This is a genomic window from Micromonospora sp. NPDC005299, assembly GCF_042872345.1.
GTDB lineage: Bacteria > Actinomycetota > Actinomycetes > Mycobacteriales > Micromonosporaceae > Micromonospora.
This window is the reverse complement of sequence record NZ_JBIAKG010000008.1, coordinates 314,635-333,483: the sequence shown is the minus strand read 5'-3', so window position 1 is coordinate 333,483 and position 18,849 is coordinate 314,635. Positions and strand designations below refer to the sequence as shown.

At 74.5% G+C, this 18,849-nt stretch carries 14 protein-coding genes and 1 pseudogene; 4 read left to right on the top strand and 11 right to left on the bottom strand.

What is annotated here, in order from left to right; genetic code table 11:
* A pseudogene (locus tag ACFYPD_RS23785) lies at positions 1-192 on the top strand (type I glutamate--ammonia ligase); the annotation flags it as partial.
* Positions 193-365: 173 nt separating this feature from the next.
* Here ACFYPD_RS23785 and ACFYPD_RS23780 read toward each other — a convergent pair.
* The 3 genes from ACFYPD_RS23780 to mptB (ACFYPD_RS23770) all read right to left on the bottom strand — a co-directional run bounded on the left by ACFYPD_RS23780 (position 366) and on the right by mptB (ACFYPD_RS23770) (position 3,688).
* The gene (locus tag ACFYPD_RS23780) at positions 366-662 is read right to left on the bottom strand and encodes a GYD domain-containing protein (protein WP_387117330.1); all 297 of its coding nucleotides are present in this window, start codon (positions 660-662) and stop codon (positions 366-368) included.
* Between the two features lie 108 nt (positions 663-770).
* Positions 771-2,261: a polyprenol phosphomannose-dependent alpha 1,6 mannosyltransferase MptB gene (mptB, locus tag ACFYPD_RS23775; RefSeq protein ID WP_387117327.1), complete on the bottom strand. Its 1,491-nt coding sequence runs from the start codon at positions 2,259-2,261 to the stop codon at positions 771-773.
* 11 nt (positions 2,262-2,272) lie between these two features.
* Positions 2,273-3,688, bottom strand: a complete 1,416-nt coding sequence (mptB, locus tag ACFYPD_RS23770) for a polyprenol phosphomannose-dependent alpha 1,6 mannosyltransferase MptB (protein ID WP_387117324.1) — start codon at positions 3,686-3,688, stop codon at positions 2,273-2,275.
* A gap of 45 nt (positions 3,689-3,733) precedes the next feature.
* On the opposite strand from mptB (ACFYPD_RS23770), the gene ACFYPD_RS23765 reads away from it, so the two are divergent.
* Entirely contained in the window at positions 3,734-5,401 is a 1,668-nt protein-coding gene (locus tag ACFYPD_RS23765) for a hypothetical protein (RefSeq protein WP_387117321.1), read from the top strand.
* Positions 5,402-5,846: 445 nt separating this feature from the next.
* Here ACFYPD_RS23765 and ACFYPD_RS23760 read toward each other — a convergent pair whose 3' ends face one another.
* A complete protein-coding gene (locus ACFYPD_RS23760; RefSeq protein WP_387117319.1) occupies positions 5,847-8,870 on the bottom strand; it encodes a bifunctional [glutamine synthetase] adenylyltransferase/[glutamine synthetase]-adenylyl-L-tyrosine phosphorylase in 3,024 nt (1,007 codons plus the stop codon).
* Position 8,871: 1 nt separating this feature from the next.
* A complete protein-coding gene (locus ACFYPD_RS23755) occupies positions 8,872-9,639 on the bottom strand; it encodes a type 1 glutamine amidotransferase (protein WP_387117316.1) in 768 nt (255 codons plus the stop codon).
* Positions 9,640-9,758: 119 nt separating this feature from the next.
* Between ACFYPD_RS23755 and ACFYPD_RS23750 the strand changes: the two genes are divergently transcribed.
* Positions 9,759-10,634: an LD-carboxypeptidase gene (locus ACFYPD_RS23750; protein WP_387117390.1), complete on the top strand. Its 876-nt coding sequence runs from the start codon at positions 9,759-9,761 to the stop codon at positions 10,632-10,634.
* 27 nt (positions 10,635-10,661) lie between these two features.
* Here ACFYPD_RS23750 and ACFYPD_RS23745 read toward each other — a convergent pair whose 3' ends face one another.
* Positions 10,662-11,546, bottom strand: a complete 885-nt coding sequence (locus ACFYPD_RS23745; protein WP_387117313.1) for a virginiamycin B lyase — start codon at positions 11,544-11,546, stop codon at positions 10,662-10,664.
* A gap of 181 nt (positions 11,547-11,727) precedes the next feature.
* Here ACFYPD_RS23745 and ACFYPD_RS23740 point away from each other — a divergent pair, with 181 nt between their 5' ends.
* Positions 11,728-12,174, top strand: a complete 447-nt coding sequence (locus tag ACFYPD_RS23740; RefSeq protein ID WP_387117310.1) for a hypothetical protein — start codon at positions 11,728-11,730, stop codon at positions 12,172-12,174.
* Between the two features lie 142 nt (positions 12,175-12,316).
* Here ACFYPD_RS23740 and ACFYPD_RS23735 read toward each other — a convergent pair whose 3' ends face one another.
* The 5 genes from ACFYPD_RS23735 to glnA all read right to left on the bottom strand — a co-directional run bounded on the left by ACFYPD_RS23735 (position 12,317) and on the right by glnA (position 18,772).
* Positions 12,317-12,688, bottom strand: coding sequence for a VOC family protein (locus ACFYPD_RS23735; protein ID WP_387117307.1), 372 nt, complete (start codon positions 12,686-12,688; stop codon positions 12,317-12,319).
* A 91-nt stretch (positions 12,689-12,779) separates the two neighbouring features.
* The gene (locus tag ACFYPD_RS23730; RefSeq protein WP_387117387.1) at positions 12,780-16,121 is read right to left on the bottom strand and encodes an NACHT domain-containing protein; all 3,342 of its coding nucleotides are present in this window, start codon (positions 16,119-16,121) and stop codon (positions 12,780-12,782) included.
* A 68-nt stretch (positions 16,122-16,189) separates the two neighbouring features.
* Positions 16,190-16,882, bottom strand: a complete 693-nt coding sequence (locus ACFYPD_RS23725) for a helix-turn-helix transcriptional regulator (RefSeq protein ID WP_387117304.1) — start codon at positions 16,880-16,882, stop codon at positions 16,190-16,192.
* A 31-nt stretch (positions 16,883-16,913) separates the two neighbouring features.
* Entirely contained in the window at positions 16,914-17,339 is a 426-nt protein-coding gene (locus ACFYPD_RS23720; RefSeq protein WP_387117301.1) for a DUF350 domain-containing protein, read from the bottom strand.
* Between the two features lie 83 nt (positions 17,340-17,422).
* Complete coding sequence (glnA, locus tag ACFYPD_RS23715; protein ID WP_387117298.1) at positions 17,423-18,772, bottom strand: type I glutamate--ammonia ligase; 1,350 nt, start codon at positions 18,770-18,772, stop codon at positions 17,423-17,425.
* Positions 18,773-18,849 lie beyond the last annotated feature (77 nt).

The window sequence follows — 18,849 nt, the reverse complement described above, 5'->3', positions numbered from 1 at the left end:
GTCAAGCAGGTCCCCGGCTCGCTGCCCGCCGTCCTCGACGCCCTCGAAGCCGACCACGACTACCTGCTCGACGGCGGCGTGTTCACCCCCGACCTGATCTCGACCTGGGTGTCCTGGAAACGGGCCAACGAGGTCGACCCGGTCCGCCTGCGCCCCACCCCGCACGAGTTCGCCATGTACTTCGACTGCTGAGCTGACAACCCTCTGACCAGGGATTGTGCGCCCTGCGCGCCCCCTGGGTACAACCTGGGTACATTCGACGGGCCGTCGATCGCCGCCGCGTAGGAGCGATCGATGGCCCGTCGTGCTCGGTCCGCCGCCGAGGGCATCAGGTGCGTGTACGTCCGCAGCGTGAATCCGGGCCTTCAGCCAGTGGTTTTGGCGATGATGCCATCCATCTCCTCTCGACCGAAGGCCCGCAGGGTCGTGGTACGGACGTTGCCCGCCCCGCCGAGCTGCAGGAGCGCCGCCGCGGCGGTTTCCTCGTCGGGCGCCTCGACGACGGCCACGAGGTCGTACGGACCGACGGTCCAGTAAATGTTCAGGAGATTCGCCCCGACATTCTGGGTCGCTGCGGCGAAGGCCTCGGCGCGCTTCGCGGTTTCCTTGTAGCCTCGGATCCCCTGATCGGTCCAGTTCAGCAACGCGACATACGTCGGCATGGCCCTTCACCTCCATAAAGAGACCTCATCGTAAGGTTAATTCGGGCATAGTGGCCGGAATTGGCATCAACTGTGCACCGGCCGACGCAGAGCTTTCCTTCGGGGAATTCAGCGGGCGCGGCGGGCCCGCACGGCAGCCACCACGACCGCCACCACCAGCGCGGTCATCACGATCGCGCCCGGCGCCTTGGTGAACCGGGCCAGGTTGGTGCCGTCGGGCAGGGCGAGCAGCGAGGCCACCGCGCAGGGCGCCACGAACCACACCGTCCGGGCCACGGCGGCCGTCGCCACCGCGAGCAGCGCCAACGGCCAGGTCGCGTACCAGGGGTGGAAGACCGGGGCGAGCAGCACGGTGGCGGCCAGCGCCAGGCCGGCTCCGGCCAGGGCCACCCGGGGCCGAGCGGCGGCCAGCCGGGCCTCCGGCTGCCGGACGTCGCCCAGCCGGCGCAGCGCCGTCCAGGCCCGCCACCAGAGCACCACCAGCAGCACGGCGAGCACGGCGAGCGCGACCGTCCGCACCACCGGCACGGCCCGCGGGTCCCGGCCGGCCAGGGCGCCCGCGTAGTCGACCACCAGGCCGACCGCGGTCGGTGGGGACGTCCACTGCTCGGAGTCGCCGCTGTGGGCCAGGCCGCGTACCCAGCCCAGGCCCAGGCCGGCGGCCAGGCTGGTGATCACCAGCGTGGTCAGCACTCCCCCGGCCAGCCAACCGCCGTCGCGCAGCAGCACGCGCCACGTGTAGCGGCCCAGCACGGCGGCCAGCGCCGCGAACGGCAGCACCACCACGGCGACCGCCTTCACCGCCACCGCCAGCCCGAGTAGCACCCCGGCGACGACCAGCGCCCGCGGCCGGCCGGGCCGGCGGACCAGTACCAGCAGGCCGAACAGCAGCAGCCCGAGGCCCACCGCGTCGTTGTGCGCGCCGGCCACCAGGTGCACCCCGACCAGCGGGCAGGCCAGCGCCAGCCAGGCCGCCCGCCGGGTCGGCACCCCGACGGCCCGGGCCAGCCCGGGCAGGCAGAGCGCCGCCAGCAGCACCCCGGCCAGGGCCACCACGCGCAGCACCACGATCGCGCCGACCAGGCCGCCCCCGAGCAGCACGGCCAGGCCGGCGAGCAGCACGAAGAACGGCCCGTACGGGGCCGGGGTGTCCCGCCAGATCGGCGACACGCTCTCCGCCCACGGGCAGCCGGCGGCCACCACTCCCACCCGGTACGGATCGACGCCGTGCGTCCAGGACCAGCCCTGGCAGGCGTACGAGTAGACGTCCCGGCTGCCCAGCGGCGGCGCGGCCAGCAGCGGGAGCAGCCAGAGCCCGGCGGTCAGGTACGCCCACCGGCCCGACGGTGCGCCCCAGCGCAGCGACCACCAGCCCCCGACCAGCAGCACCGTGCCGACCAGCCAGCAGCCGAGCACCGCCGGCCCGTGCGGGGCGCGCCAGACGTCGCCGAGGCTGCTCACGGCGGGGGCGTCGGGCAGCGCGCCGCCGAGCCAGCCGGCGAGGGTCAGCAGCACCGCACCGGCGAGTCCGGCGTACCGGGCGATCGCCGCGGCCACCGGCCGGACCGGTCCGTCGGGCAGCGGGCCGGGCTCGCTCACCGGCACCTCTCTCAGTCGGCTCCTCGGTCGGCGGGGACCGGCCGGCGGGCCGCCCGAGCCGAACGTACCAACCGCACCACCACCACGATCACCAACAGCGTCATCAGGGGCGCGCCCGGCATCTTGGTCCACCGGGGCAGGCCGGTGCCGTCGGCCAGGACCAGGAACGCCGACACCAGCGCCACCAGCGAGAACCAGCCGGTCCGGCGGGCGGTGGCGGCGAGCACGGCGAGCGGCCACATCCAGTACCAGGGGTGGAACAGCGGCGAGAGCGCGACCGTCGCGGTCAGCGCCAGGCCGGCGTGCCAGAACGGATCCCCGCGGCGCAGCGCCCGGAACCAGAGCCACACGAGCACCGCCACCAGGGCCACCACGGCGATCCCCCGGGTGACCGGGAGGGCGTCGATGTGCGCGCCGAAGATCGCCGCGACGTACCCGGCGGTCTGCCCGACCGCGGTGGGCGGCGAGGTCCAGGCCACCACCAGCCCGCCCTGTTCCAGCCCGCTGATGAAGCCGAAGTCGAGGCCCGCGGCGAGGGTCACGGCCACCACGGTGGCCACGGCCGCGCCGACCACCCACGCGCCGTCGCGGACCAGCGCCCGGATCCGGTACGGCCCGACGATCGCGGCCAGCGCGGCGAACGGCACCACGACCAGCGCGGTGACCTTGACGGCGGCGGCCAGGCCGAGCAGCAGCCCACCGGCGAGCAGCGGCAGCGGCCGGCCCGGCCGGGCCGCCACCACGGCCAGCCCGGCGATGAGCAGGCCCACCATGAGCGCGTCGTTGTGCGCCCCGGAGACCAGGTGCACGGGGACCAGGGGGCAGGCCAGCGCCAGCCAGAGCGCCCGCTGCGGCGGCACCCCGCAGCGGCGGGCCAGCACCGGCAGGGCCCAGGCGGTCAGTCCCACCCCGGCGACCGCGAGCAGCCGGAACAGCGCCACGCTGCCGGCCAGCGACCCGGCCACCGACACCACGGCCCCGGAGAGCACCACGAAGAGCGGCCCGTACGGGGCCGGGGTGTCCCGCCAGATGTAGGAGATGGTGTCCAGCCAGGGGCAGGGCAGCGCCGAAACGCCCTGCTCGTACGGGTTGATCCCGGCCGAGTAGCTGGCACCCTGGCAGGCGTAGGCGTACGCGTCCCGGCTGCCCAGCGGTGGGGTGAACAGCATCGGCAGCAGCCAGAGGGCGACCGTGACGAGCACCCAGCGGGTCGACGGCGCCCGGTCGCGCAGCGACCACCAGGCCCCGGCCAGCAGGGCGGTGCCGACCAGCCAGAGACCGATGATCAGTGGCCCGTTCGGGCCCTGCCAGATGCTGACCGGGGTGGGGCGCAGATCTCCGTGCGGCAGCGCGCCGCCGAGGTAGGCGGCCACGGCGAGCAGCACCGAGCCCGCCAGGCCGATCCAGCGCGAGAGGTGGTGAGGCACGCCGGACATGCTGCCAGTACGGTGGGTCGCGATCAGGAGGTGGGCATGCGGGGCGGTCGTGTGGTGGCGGTGTCCGCCGCGTCCGCGCTGGTCCTCGCCGTGCTGTATCTCACCCTGCCGGCCACCGGCTCGGACCTGTCCGCCCAGGTGGCCCGGGCCGGCTTCTTCGCCGCACACGGGCCCGCCCTGGTCGACCTGCGCTGGTACGCCGGGGTCCACCCGTGGGGCTACAGCCTGATCTCGCCGCCGCTGATGGCCCTGCTCGGGGTCCGTTTCACCGGCGCGCTCACCCTGCTCGCCTCGGCCACGGCGTTCGCCGCCCTGCTGGTCCGGACCCGGGTGCCCCGGCCGCTCCTGGGCAGCCTCGTCGGGGTGCTCACCATCGCCGGCAACCTGGTCTCCGGCCGGGTCACGTACGCCCTCGGGGTCGCCTTCGGCCTGGCCGCGCTGCTCGCCCTGACCCTGCCCGCCGGGGGCGCCGGCCGCGCCCGGTGGTGGCGCGCCGTGCTGGCCGGCCTGGCCGCCCTGCTCGCCTCGGCGGCCAGCCCGGTGGCCGGGCTCTTCGTGGGCCTGGCCGGGGTCGCGCTGCTGCTCACCCGCCGGTACGCCGACGGCCTGCTGCTCGCCGTGCCCGCCGGCGTGCCTCTCGCCGTGACCGGGCTGCTCTTCGGCGAGGGCGGCTGGATGAACATCAGCCACACGGACACCCGGCACGCCGTGGTGACCAGCCTGCTGGTGGCGGCGCTGGTGTCTTACCGGCCGGTGCGGATCGGGGCGCTGCTGTCGGCGGCCGGGGTGCTGGCTGCGGCGCTGCTGCACACCCCGGTCGGGCTGAACGCCACTCGCCTGGTGGTGATGTTCGCGCTGCCCGTGCTCGCCGCCGCCGCAACGCTCCCCCGCCGCCTGACCGACCGGCGGACCGGACGCGAGCCCGCCGGCCCGGCGGGCGAGCCGAGGCCGCACGACCCGGCGAGGACGGCTGGACGCGCGGCTCCGGCGGCCCCGGCACGGCGACGGCGGACGGCAGCGGCGGTGGCGCTGGCCGCGCTGCTGGCGGCGGTCTGCGCGTGGCAGCCGCCGGTGGTCGTCGCCGACCTGGCCAGCAAGGACGACCCCACGGCCGACCCGGCGTACTTCGCGCCGCTGCGGGCGGAGCTGGACCGGCGCGGACTCACCGGGCGGGTGGAGGTGCCGCCGACCCGCAACTACTGGGAGGCCGCCCACCTCGGCGAGGTGCCGCTGGCGCGGGGCTGGCTGCGCCAGGCCGACATCGCCCGCAACCCGCTCTTCTTCACCACCGTTCCCGGCGCGCCCGGCACCGGGGTCCCGCTGACCACGGACACCTACCGCGCCTGGCTGGCCGAGAACGCGGTGCAGTACGTCGCCGTGCCCGACGTCGAGCTGTCCTGGGTGGGGCGGCCCGAGGCCGACCTGGTCCGGGCCGGCCTGCCGTACCTCACCGAGGTGTGGTCGGACCCGCACTGGCGGCTCTACGCGGTGGCCGACCCGACCCCGCTGGTCGGCGCGCCCGGCGAGCTGGTCCGCCAGGACGCCGCCACGGTGACCTTCCGCGCCCCCGGCCCCGGCCCGGTGCCCCTGCGGGTACGCCACGACCGCTGGCTGTCCGTCTCCGGCGGGGCCACTCTCGCCCCCTCCGGCGAGTGGACGACCGTGACGGTCCCGCACGCCGGCACGTACACCCTCGGCGGCTGACCGGGCGGGGGCCCTGAGCGCTACGACGGTGATGACGTGGACGACCGGGACCGTGCCCCGCGCCGGCACGCACACCCTCGGCGGAACCGGGCTGGGGGGTGTGAGCCGCTACGAACTTGATGACGTGGACGACTCAGTGCCGCCCGGCACCCGGCGGAGCGAGTGATCCACCTGCGTCATCAAGTTTGTAGGCGTCGGCGAGGAAGCGGGCGACCCGGCCGGGCACCGGAGAGCGCCTTTCGAGCTGATGTCGCCGCCGACTCACGGCTGCCGGAGCCTCAGAGCCTGCGGGCGATCCCGGGTGACGGCCGGTTGAGTCGTTCGCGGCATCAGCTCGGTAGGCCCGCGGGACCACCCAACTCACCCCTCCCGGCCCGGCCGCGCCGGCCGACGCGCAGCGGCCGAGAAGCGGCGGCAGCACCCCTCGCGGGCCGGGGCCGGTGGGTCAGGCCGGGGCGTCGAGCACGCGTTCCATGGCGGTCCGGGCGCGGCGGCCGGTGCGCAGGTATTCGTCGAGGAACTCGCCCGGGTCGTCCCCGCCGAGCAGCCGCACCACGCCCGCCAGCTCCACCCCGTGCCGGGGCAGCTGGTCACCGGCCCGGCCGCGGACCAGCATCAGCGCGTTGCGGACCTGGGCGGCGAGCGTCCAGCCGGCCGCCATCTCGGCCGCGTCCTCGGGATCGACCAGGCCGGCGTCCCGGGCCGCGGTGAGCGCGGCGAGGGTGCTCGTGCCGCGCAGCGCGGGCAGGCGGCCGGCGTGCCGGAGCTGGAGCAGCTGCACCGCCCACTCCACATCGGCGAGCCCGCCCCGCCCCAGCTTGGTGTGGGTGGCCGGGTCGGCACCCCGGGGCAGGCGCTCGGCCTCCACCCTGGCCTTGATCCGGCGGATCTCCACCACCTGCTCGCGGGTCAGGCCCTCGGCCGGGTAGCGCACCGGGTCGACCATCGCCTCGAACTGGGCGCCCAGGTCGGCGTCGCCGCAGACGAACCGGGCCCGCAGCAGCGCCTGGGCCTCCCACACCTTGGACCAGCGGGCGTAGTACTGGGCGTACGCGGCGAGGCTGCGCACCAGCGGGCCCTGCCGGCCCTCCGGGCGCAGGTCGGCGTCGACCCCGAGGGGCGGGTCGGGGGCGGGCGCGGAGAGCAGCCGGCGCAGCTCCTCGGCGACGGCGTGGGCGGCGGCAGCCGCGGCGCGCTCGTCCCCGCCCGGCGGCGGGTCGTACACGAAGAGCACGTCGGCGTCGGAGAGGTAGTTCGACTCGCGCCCGCCGAGCCGGCCCATGCCGATCACGGCGAAGCGCAGGCCGGGCGGCCCCGGCTGGGCGGCCCGGGCGGTGCGCAGCGCGGCGGCCAGGGTGGCGTCGGCGACGTCGGAGAGGGCGGCCCCGACCGCGCTGACGTCCGCCAGGGTGGGCACCCGCCCGCCGCCGTCGGCCGACCGCGGGGTGAGCGGGGCGAGCGCACCGGCCCGGCTGAGCACGTCGGCGCAGGCAAGCCGGACCAGCTCGCGGCGGCGCAGCGCGCGGACGGCGCGGGTGGCCTCGACCGGGTCGTCGTGCCGCGCCGCGGCGGCGGTGAAGCCCTCGCCGAGCACCTCACGCGGGCGTGGGGTCAGCTCGGTGTCCTCGGCCAGCAGCCGCAGCGCCTCGGGCTCGCGGGCCAGCAGGTCGGCGGCGTACCGGGAGGAGGAGAGCACCCGGGCCAGCCGGCGGGCCACCGGGCCGGAGTCGCGCAGCAGCCGCAGGTACCAGGGGGTGCTGCCGAGCTTGTCGGAGACCTGCCGATAGTTGAGCAGCCCACGGTCCGGTTCGGGCGCGTCGGCGAACTCGCTGAGCAGCACCGGCAGCAGGGTGCGCTGGATGGCGGCGGTGCGGCTCACCCCGCCGGTGAGCGCCTGAAGGTGCCGCAGCGCTCCGGCCGGGTCGGCGAAGCCGAGGATCTCCAGCCGGTGCCGGGCCGCCTCCGGGGTGAGCCGCAGCCCCTCGGCCGGCACCCGGGCGACCGACTCCAGCAGCGGCCGGTAGAGCAGTTTGGCGTGCAGCCGGCGTACCTCGGTGGCGTGGGTGACCCACTCGGCGCGGAACTCCTCGACGGCGCTGCGGCCCGGGGTGGCGGCGTAGCCGAGCGCGGCGGCCAGCCAGCGCAGCGCGGCCGGCTCGGCCGGCACGGTGTGGGTGCGGCGCAGGTTCTGGAGCTGGAGGCGGTGCTCGACGCCGCGCAGGAAGCGGTAGCCGCGCAGCAGCGCCTCCCCGTCGGCGCGGCCCACGTAGCCGCCGGCGACCAGGGCGCGCAGCGCGGGGATGGTGCCCGGCGCCCGCAGCGACTCGTCGACCCGGCCGTGCACGAGCTGGAGCAGCTGGACGGCGAACTCGATGTCGCGCAGCCCGCCCGGGCCGCGCTTGATCTCGCGTTCCAGCTCCTTCGGCGGGATGTGGTCGATGATCTTCCGGCGCATCGCCCGGACGTCCTCGACGGCCTCCGGCCGCTCGGCGGCGGTCCAGACCAGCGGGGCGAGCGCGTCGATCCACTCGCGGGCCAGCGCCAGGTCGCCGGCCGCCGGCCGGGCCTTGAGCAGCGCCTGGAACTCCCAGGTGCGGGCCCAGCGGCGGTAGTAGGCCAGGTGGCTGGCGAGGGTGCGGACCAGCGGCCCCCGGTTGCCCTCGGGGCGCAGCGCGGCGTCGACCGGCCAGGCGACCAGCCCGCAGATGTGGATCAGCCGGGTGGCGACCAGGGTCGCGGCCCCCAGGTCGTCGTCGGTGGCGGCGACGAAGATGACGTCCACGTCGGAGACGTAGTTGAGCTCGTCGCCCCCGCACTTGCCCATCGCCACCACGGCCAGCCGGGGCCGGGACGTCCCCTCCGGCAGCTCGTCGACGGCGATGTCGTAGGCGGCGGCCAGGGTGGCGTCGGCGAGCCCGGAGAGCGCCGCCATGGTCTGTTCCAGGCCACGCCCGCCGGTCAGGTCGGCCGCCGCGATCCGCAGCAGCGCCAACCGGTACGCCTGCCGCAGCGCGGGGACCGGGCCGGTGGCGGCGGTCAGCCGGGCGGCGGCGGCCAGGTCGAGCCGGCCGTCGGCGGAAGGTGCCAGCCCGTCCGCCTCGGTGGCCAGCACGGGCCACTGGTCGGGGTTGGCCACCAGATGGTCGCCGAGCGCCGAGGAGGCGCCGAGGACCGCGACCAGGCGGCGGCGCAGCCCGGGGTCGGCGGCGAGCGCGTCCAGCACCGCCGGCTTCTCCCCGGTGCGCCGTTCCGCCTCGACGACGCGGTGCAGCTGGCGCAGCGCCAGGTCGGGGTCGGCGGCCTGGGACAGCGCGGCGAGCAGCTCGCCCGCCGCCTCGTCGGCCGGTTCCTGCTCCTCGACGCGCCACAACCCGAGGCCGTCCGGACCGAGCAGGTCGGCGGCGCGCGCCCCGCCGTCGCCCTCGGCGAAGCCGTAGCGGGCCAGGCGCCCCCGGGCCGGTCGGGTCATCTCAATGCCCGAGCAGCGGCAGGGTGGGACGGATGGTGACGTCGTCCAGCTCGCCCAGCGCGAGGGCGGCGAACCGGATGGCGAACGGCTGCCAGACCTCCTCCACGTCGGCCATCATCCGGTCGCAGGCGGCCACCACCAGCTCCGGGTCGTAGCCCAGCTCGGTCAGCAGCTCCGAGTCCCGCGCCCAGTCGGCGATCATCGCCGTGTCGCACTCGATGTGGAACTGGAGCCCCCAGGCCCGGTCGCCGAGGCGGAACGCCTGGTGCGGGTAGCGGGTCGAGGCGGCCAGCAGGGTGGCCCCGTGCGGCAGCTCGGTGATCTCGTCGGTGTGCCACTGGAGCACGTCCGGCATCAGCGGCACGTACCGGAAGAGCGGGTCGGTCTCGGCGGCGTCCCGCTTGCCCACCACCGCGGGCCCGACCTCGGGCCCGGACGGGCTGCGCTCGACCTGCCCCGCGTGGGCGGTGGCCAGCAGCTGCCCGCCGAGGCAGACCCCGAGGGTGGGGATCCGCTGCCGGACCGCCTTGCGCAGCAGCCCCTCCAGCGCCGGGAACCAGGGCGCGCCGGGACTCCCGTCGGCTGACGGATATGCCTGCTGCTCGCCGCCGAGCACCACCAGCGCGACGTAGCCGTCGAGGTCGGCGGGTAGCTCGTCACCGGCGTGCGGGCGCAGGACCCACAGGTCCAGGCCCCCCTCGGTGAGCCACTCCCCCAGGCGGCGGAGGTCGTCGGTCGGGTCGTTCTCGATCACCAGCGCGGTCGCCACGACGTCGAGGCTATCCGGTACGCCCGACGACGGCCGGTCCGGCTCGGCCGCACTAGGCTCCCGTCGTGCCCACCGACGACTGCGTGCGCCCTCCGGTCCTGCGCCCCGGCGACCACGTGATGCTGGTCTCGCCCTCCGGCCCGACCCGCCCGGAGCGGGTGGCCCGCGGCATCGAGCTGCTCACCGGCTGGGGGCTGCGCCCCGTGCCCGCGCCGCACGCGTACGCCCGCCAGGGCTACCTGGCCGGCGCCGACGAGCTGCGGGCCGCCGACCTGAACGCCGCCTTCGCCGACCCGGAGATCCGCGGGGTGATCTGCACCCGGGGCGGCTACGGCGCACAGCGGGTCGCGGACCTGATCGACATGGCGGCGGTCCGCCGCGACCCGAAGGTGGTGGCAGGCTTCTCCGACATCACGGCGCTGCAGTTCGCGCTCTGGCGGGGCGCCCGGCTGGCCGGGGTGCACGGCCCCGGCGCGGCGTGGCGGGACGACCGCACCCCGCTCCGCTCGGCCGAGTCGCTGCACGCCGCGCTGATGACCACCGAACCGGTGACGATCGAGGCGGTCAAGGAGGAGGAGACGTACGCGGTCCGGGTGCCCGGGCGGGCGGAGGGGCGGCTGCTCGGCGGCAACCTGTGCCTGATCACCGCGTCGATCGGCACCCCCGACATGCCCGACCTGACCGGGGCGGTGCTGCTGGTCGAGGAGGTGCAGGAGCCGCCGTACAAGGTCGACCGGATGCTCACCCACCTGCGCCGCTGCGGTGCCCTGGACGGGATCGCCGGGGTGGCGGTGGGCCAGTTCACCGAGTGCGCCGACGGCTGGGACACCACGATCACGGACGTGCTCACCGAGCGCCTCGGCGACCTCGGCGTCCCCGTCCTCGGCGGCCTCCCCATCGGCCACGGCCCCGACCAGTTGACGGTCCCGGTCGGCACCCCCACGGTCCTCGACGCCACCACCGGCACCCTGGCGGTCACCTCCGCCGTCCACTGACCGCCGGCAGCTTCCCGCGTCAGGGGGTCAGGAGGTGAGGTGGGCGACGGCGCCGGTTTCCAGGGCGATCCAGACCGTGCCGTCGGGGGTCACCGTCAGGCCGTGGGGTTCCGAGGACGGGGTGGGGAGGTCGTGCGCGGTGATGCGGCCGGCCTTGTCGATGTGGCCGATCCGGTTCGCGGCCCACTCGGTGAACCAGCAGCCGCCGGCCGGGTCGGCCACGATGGCGTGCGGGCGGGCGGCGCGGTCGGGCAGCGGGAACTCGTCGATCCGGCCGTCCGGGGTGATCCGGCCGAGCTGGCCGGCGGCGATCTCGACGAACCAGAGCGCGCCGTCGCCGCCCAGGGTGATGCCGACCGGTCCGGCGGCCTCCGTGGGCAGGGCGTGCAGGGTCACCTGACCGTCCAGGGCGACCCGGGCGATCGCGTTCGCCTGGTTGAGGGTGAGCCAGAGCGCGCCGTCCGGCCCGGCGGCCAGCATCGACGGGAAGCCCTTCGCGACCGGCAGCGGGAACGTGGTGACCGCCCCGTCGACGGTGACCCGGCCGACGGTGTCGTCGCCCATCCCGGCGTACCAGAGGGCGCCGTCCGGGCCGACGGCCAGGCCGCACGGCGCGGTCCCCGGCGGGAGCGCGACGGAGCTGGTCTTCCCGGCGACGGTGATCCGGCCCAGCCGGTGGTCGCCGGAGCGGGTGTACCAGAGCGCGCCGTCCGGGCCGGTGGTGATGATCAGCGGGCGGCTCTCCGCCGGGTCCGCGAGGTACGTCCGCACCTCACCGTCGGGCCCTACCCGGGCGACGCCGCCCGTCCCGGCCAGCGTCAGCCAGAGCGCGCCGTCCGGGCCGGCGGTGATCCCGTACGGTCCCGAGCCTGGTTCCGCGAGCGCGATCTCCCGGATGGAGGGGTTCGTCATGCGGCCTCGCCTTCCCTCGGTGACCGGCCCACCCTCCCGGCGGGCGCAGCCCGTCGCAACTGGTTTGTCCCCGTTCGCCGGGGCGATTGCCAGCGCGCTGACAGGTTCGCCACGGGTTGCACCCAGCTCCGCCGGTCACTGTCGGTGACGTCATCGCACCACCACCGAACAGGAGAATCGCATGATCCGCAGGATGTCGAGGAAACACCTGCTGGCCGGCCTGGCCGCCGCCGGCGTGCTCGGCGTCGGGATCGCCGCCCCGACGGTGGCGCTCGCCGACGACAAGAGCCCGAGCCCGAGCGCCAGCACGAGCACCGACCAGCAGCAGCAGCGGACCGATCGGCAGGCCGACTTCGCCGAGGCGCTCGCCAAGGAACTGGGCGTCCCGACCGACAAGGTCACCGCGGCGCTGGAGAAGCTGCGCGAGCAGCGCCAGGCCGACCGGCCCGAGCGGCCGTCGACCGAGGACCGGCAGGCCGCGCTGAAGGACCGGCTGGACCAGGCCGTCAAGGACGGCAAGCTCACCCAGGAGCAGGCCGACGCGATGCTGAAGGCCGCCGAGGCCGGCGTCTTCCCGGGCCCGGGCGGTCACGGCCACCGCGGCGGGGACGGCCGCTGGGGCAGGTGACCCGGGTGGCCCCGCCGTCTCCGCACCGGCCGCACCTCCCTCCGCAGCCGGAACCCGCTCCGCGGCGGGGCCACCGGGCCGACCGTCCTGGATTCGGGTGCGTCTGGTGTCGCTCCGGCGGCATCAGACGCACCCGGAGCGCTCACCCCTCGGCGGGCGGGGTGAAGACGCCGACGCGGTTGCCCGACGGGTCGAGCAGCTGGGCGAGGCTCAGGCCGCTCGGCGTGGTCCGCGGCGGCACCAGCACCTTGCCGCCGGCCGCCTCGGCCCGCCGGCAGGTCTCCGCCACGTCGGCGACCTCGGCATAGAAGATCGCGTAGTTCGGCGAGTCGCCGTCGACGGCCCGGATGGCGCCCCCGATCCCGTGCTCGCCGCCGGCGGTCGTCTGCCGGTACGACGCACCCGGGCCGCCCTGCTCCTCGAACGTCCAGCCGAACAGGTCGGCGTAGAAGCGCTCGGCCTCCTCCGGACGGTCGGAGCCGATCTCGAACCAGGTCACGGGCGTGCTGGACATGTTTCCTCCTGCTCCGCGCCGGCACGGTCGGCCGGCGTCACGAAGCAAGCCTCGCCCCCGTCCGCGACACCGTCCTGTCGGTGTTTCCGGATCACCCCACCCAGTCGGCGTCCGCGAGCGGTCGCAGACGTTCGACCAGGTCGGGTCGGCGGCGACCACACCGCTGCCGGAAGCTCTCCGCCTCCGCGGCCGAAATCGGTTCACGACGGAGCTCGAGCTCATGCAGGCGCACCAGCACCTCGGCGCTGGCCTCGTCCAGCCAGTCGGCGGGGCGGCCACGGCCCGCGGCGGCCCCACGGGCGGCCAGCACCAGGTCGGCGGCGAACGAGACGAACCGAAGGTCCGCCTGATCGTCCCGGCCGAGGAACCCGAGCAGGCAGCGGGAGGCGGGAGCGCGGGATTCCCCGGTCAGCGACAACCCCTCCAGGTGACGGAGCGCGTCGGCCACGAAGCCCGGCGCCAGGCCGCCGTCGACGGCCATGCGCTCCAGCACGAAGGCGGCCACCGCCCGTTCGGCAGGGTTCTCCTCGAGGCCGAACGTGGCGAGCAGCCGTTCGTAGATCCCCTCACGCTCGCTGGCGGTGACCGTCGACAGCGGCAGGAGGGCCACGTCGAGCAGCAGGCGGGCCTCCGAGCGGTCCCCGTCCGGGAAGGCGTAGAACCCGTCCACCATGTCGGGCCGGAGTGTGGTCCGGACGGGCGCCCGGTCGGAGGAGCGGAGGCCGAGCGGTTCCAGCGCGTGCAGCACCGCCTCGACGTTCGGATCGCACTCGAAGTAGGCGGTGCGTTGCAGCAGTTCCACATCCGTGTCGGTCGTCCCGTACCAGGAACCGGCATCGGCCACGGAGGGTTCGTCGATGCTTCCGCCGAACTGCCAGCGAGGGTCGCCGGGCACCTCGTCCGGCTCGTCGTCGCGCCGGATCGACAGCAGCAACTCCGGGCTTCCCTCGGCCCACGTCCGCATCGGCCGCACCACCGCCAGCAGGCTCAGGTACTCCCCCTCCGGGAGCTGCGCACGCCACTGCAGCGCCTGCCGTCGCCAGCGGTACGTCGCCGCCGCGCCGTCCACGTACAGGGCGGCACACCGCAGGTCGGTTACGCACAGAGCCAGCACCAGCAGGTTCGCCGAGTACACCGCGCATCGCGCCGGTACGGTCTTCGGCCGTGGCTGGTAGGACTGGTGGCGTCCCGTCGGGCGCGGGTCCGACGCGCTCCGGAACAGGCGCAACAGAATGCTCACGACGGCGGAGCGGCGGTCCGGCGTCCACGCTGCCAGCCGTTCGGCCACGAAGGTGACGACCGGCGCCCGACTGGTCAGCACCGCGAAGGACAGCAAGGCGTGCAGTCGGTCGTCATCGACGGACGCCTCGCCCAGCAGGCTCGCTGCCTCGCGTTCCACCAGTTCCTGAAGCACCAGCGTGACTGTCCGGGCGATCAGGAACTCTCCGAAGGTCGCGTGGAGGAACTCGTAGCTTCGTGCCAGCCCTCTGCCAAGCACCGCCTCCGACCGGTGCACGAAGAAGAAGCGGCCCAGCACGATCTCGGAAGGACGCAGCGCCCCCCGCATGCCCCCGCCCTCCGGTGCCGCCGGTGGTGGCCGGTGCCCCAGGAACGGCAGGGCGTGCAGATCGGCCTCAAGATCGTCCTCGGTCAACCACTGGGCACCACGGTTGAACATGCCGAAGGCGACCACCGACAGCCGGCGGAGTTCGTCCTCCGTCGCCCTGGCAACCTCGCCCTCCGGCAGCCACGAGTCCTGTTTGGCGACCTCCCGCCGGGCAAAGCTCGTCAGCAGTTTCTCGTACAGGTCGCCTCGTCCCAGCCCACCGACATTCCGTAGGTCGTGCCCGTCTGCGGCGTAGAGCGCGAGCATCAGCAGCAACAGTGGTTGTTCCGCGAGATCCCGGTGTGCCCGGACGGCGTGGGAGTTCAACGGGCTCACGCCGAGCGTGTCGAAAGAGAAGCTGTTGGTCCGGTTCCAGGTGTCGACCCAGGTGTCAATGCGCGTCTCGTCGAACGGTTCCAGCCGTAGGACGACCGTGCCGGGTGGCGGCAGGGCACGGTCGGCAACGCTGGACCGGGTGGTGACCAGCACCGCGACGGAGCGCCCCTGATCCGCCTCGCGGCGCTGGAAAGCGGCCACCCGTCGCAGGTAGTCGCTCTGGCTGGTGCCGGTGGCCTGAAGCAGTTCGTCGAAGCCGTCGAGCAGCACGACCGGCATCGCATCGCCGGCCGAGCGCACCAATTCGGGCCAGGTGAGCCCTTCTCCGGTGGCGTTACGCACGGCCTGTTCGATTTGATCCTGAAGGTCACTCGCGGCGTGCACGGCGCGCAGCTCGACTCGGATCACCAGGAAGTCGGCGGCCGGCAACTGGGCGGCGAGGACGCGGGTCAGCACGGACTTGCCCGATCCTGGTTGGCCGAACACGAGAAGCGGCGCCGTCAACGCTTCCGCCGACGTCAGGTGCACCACCAGCGATTGCCACAGGTCGTCCCGGAGCGGGTACCGACTCCACCAGGTCTCGTCGGTCGGCCGTGCGGAGGGCGACAGCTTCACGATCCGGCACAGCGGTGGCACGTACGCCTCACCCAGGGTCGGAACCTGCAACCCCGCCGGCACCTCCCCGGACGGGAGGATCGGTCGCCGCAGCTCGGCGGCGTGCGCGGCGGCGAGTCCCGCCCGCCGCTGGTCGGGCGAGTGACCCGTGGAGATGCCGCTCAGCACCTGGCGCATCTCCGCCAACCCGACCGAGAGCGACCGGACCTCCTGCCGGGTCGCCTCGTGCTCCTGCAGCCCCAGCCAGAAGCCGACCTCCGGAAAGTCCTGAGCCAGCTGCGTGAGCAGCTCCCGGTGCCGGACGACAGCCACCGGGGAGACGACCAGCAGCGCCGACTCGGCCGTGTCCCGTCGGTGCTGGTCCGCCTTCTCCCAGACCGCGAGCCCCTCGAAGAACCGGAGCAGCCGGTTGGCCAGGTCGTCGTAGTACGTGCTGAGGGCAGCGGACAGGTCCGAGTAGGGCAGGTGCGCGCCCGGCAACGGCGCGGCGGTGCGGAAAAACGCCTCGGTCAACGTCGTCCCGGTCACCGGCCCGGCTCCGGCGAGTGCGAGCTGCTCCCCCTTGTCGACGGCGATTTCCGCGACCGTGAACGGTAGGTCGACCTGAGCGAGCGCCTCGAAGAACGCGGTGACGGCAATGACGGCATGCGCCGCCTGGAGGCGCTGTGTCCGCCCGTACCGGGACAGCCCGGACCTCTGCTCGGACACCGTGCGCACCAGTTCGTGCCCCAGCCGGACGAATCCCTTGGCGTCGAAGATGCCGAGCAGAGGAGGCACCGGCACTGCCGACGTCAGTTGGTCGAACCAGTCGACGAACCTGCTCTTCTCCCCGCCGAGCAGGCGTACGGCGTCGGCGTAGCTGAGCGTATCCGGCACGCGGTCCTCCCCCCGGAGACAGCTGACCCGCCAGCATGCCCCGGCGGCACGCCGCGCACTGTCGTCTATCAGACAAGACTGAGCGGGCGAACGACCCGCTCCGGAATGTCCAGGTCGTCGGGGCGCAGCTCCCGGGTCACCGGCTCGGCCAGCGGGCGCACCGCGACGATCCGGTCGGTGCGGAAGCAGCGCAGCCCGTCGCGCAGCCGGCACCAGGCCACCAGGTACCAGTGCGTCGGGTTGCCCAGGTAGGCCAGCGGCTCCACGTCCCGTGCCGAGGTCGCGCCGGCGCGGTCCGCGTACGTCAGGCGGAGCACGCGGCGGGCGGTGACCGCGTCGGCGACGGCGGCCGGGACGGGCGCGGCCGGCCCGCCGCCGATCAGGTGCACCCGGCCGGCGAGGCGGTGCGCCTCGGCGGCGTCGGCGGGTGGCATCACCGCGACCAGCTTGCGCAGCGCGGCGCCGGCGGCCGGGGCGAACGGCGTGCCGCCCAGCCGGTGCAGCGCGACGGCCATCGCCACGGCCTCGCCCGGGGTCAGGTTGACCGGGGGCAGGGTGCGCGCGCGGTCGACCACGTAGCCCCCGGTGCGGCCCGGCTCGGCCCAGATCGGCACCCCGGCGCCCTGCAACGCGGTGATGTCCCGCTCGATGGTGCGGGTGCTGACCTCGAAGCGCCCGGCCAGCCACCGGGCGCTTCGCGGCCGCGGTGACACCGCCCGCAGCTCCTCCACCAGGGCGTAGAGACGGTCGGTGCGGTTCACGCCCCGAGGCTATGCCCCCGGTACGACACGCTCAGGCGATGCAGGCGCAGACGATCAGCGCGGCGCCGAAGTGGGTGGCGGCGCTGACCCGGGCCGCCGGGTGCGGCTCGTCGGCGCAGATGATCTCGCCGAGCCGGCCGGGGGTGAGCAGGTCGAGCACGAAGAACGCCAGCGCCATCACGAGCAGGCCGACCAGGCCGAAGACCACCGTGGAGGCCAGCCCCTTGCCGAAGGAGCTGTAGCTCGTGAGGACCGCGGTGAAGACGATGCCGGCGATGCCGAGCTGGTTGGCGGCGAGCAGCAGCGCCGCGTTGCCGTTGCGGCGCACCCAGATCAGCTCCCGCAGCTTCCCCGGGGTGAGCAGGTCGACCAGCAGGAAGCCGGCGGCCATCAGCGCCACCCCGACGACCCCGAACACGATGCTCTGCCAGGCCCCGCTGAGCAGCTCCTCCAGCACCGAACGCCTCCCCGGGCTCCGCGCCGCCCGGCGCCGTGCCGGGGGCGGTGCCGCAGACGATAGCGGCACCGCACCACCGTGATCTAGAGCGACAGGTAACGCTGCCGCTCGTAGGGGGTGACCTCGCGGCGGTACTGCTCCCACTCGGCCCGCTTGTTGCGCAGGAAGAAGTCGAAGACGTGCTCGCCGAGCACCTCGGCGACCAGCTCGGAGCCGGCCATCACGTCGATCGCCTCGGCCAGGTTCTCCGGCAGCGCCTGGTAGCCCATGGCGCGACGCTCGGCGGTGCTCAGCGACCAGACGTCGTCCTCGGCGCCCGGCGGCAGCTCGTAGCCCTCCTCGATGCCCTTGAGGCCGGCGCCGAGCATGACCGCGAAGGCCAGGTAGGGGTTGGTCGCCGAGTCCAGCGAGCGGACCTCGACCCGGGCCGAGTTCGGCTTGCCGTAGGCGGGCACCCGGACCAGCGCGGACCGGTTCAGGTGACCCCAGCAGACGTACGCCGGGCTCTCGGTGATCCGGTCCGGCAGCGCCTGCGGGAAGAGCCGCTTGTAGGAGTTGACCCACTGGTTGGTGACGGCGGTGTATTCCCGGGCGTGGGTGAGCAGCCCGGCGATGAACGACTTGGCCACCTTGGAGAGCTTCATCGGGTCGCCGGCGTCGTGGAACGCGTTGCGCTCCCCCTCGAACAGCGACAGGTGGGTGTGCATGCCGCTGCCCGGCTGGTCGGTGAAGGGCTTCGGCATGAAGCTGGCCTGCACCCCGGTGGAGAGGGCGACCTCCTTCACCACGTGCCGGAAGGTCATGATGTTGTCGGCGGTGGTGAGCGCGTCGGCGTAGCGCAGGTCGATCTCCTGCTGGCCGGGGGCCACCTCGTGGTGGCTGAACTCCACCGAGATGCCGATCCGCTCCAGCGCCAGCACCGCCTGGCGGCGGAAGTCGCGGGCCACCGCGTGGGTGGTGTGCTCGAAGTAGCCGCCGGTGTCCACCGGGATCGGCAGCGAGCCGTCCTGCGGGCCGTTCTCCAGCAGGAAGAACTCGATCTCCGGGTGGGTGTAGAAGGTGAAGCCCTTCTCGGCCGCCCGGGAGAGCGCCCGGCGCAGCACGTGCCGCGGGTCGGCCCAGGACGGGCTGCCGTCGGGGAGCAGGATGTCGCAGAACATCCGGGCGCTCTCGCCGCTGACGCCACCCTCGAAGGGGAAGACCTGGAAGGTGGTCGGATCGGGCATCGCCACCATGTCCGACTCGAAGACGCGGGCGAAGCCCTCGATGGCCGAGCCGTCGAAGCCGATGCCCTCCTCGAAGGCCGCCTCCAGCTCCGCGGGGGCCACCGACACGCTCTTGAGCGTGCCGAGCACGTCGGTGAACCACAGCCGGACGAACCGGATGTCCCGCTCTTCCAGCGTACGGAGGACGAACTCCTGCTGACGGTCCACTTCCACCCCTCGTGACACGTACGTCCGCACCGGTCGGGCCGGCCGGGCCTGACCGCCCAGTCTCCACCGGGCTCGTT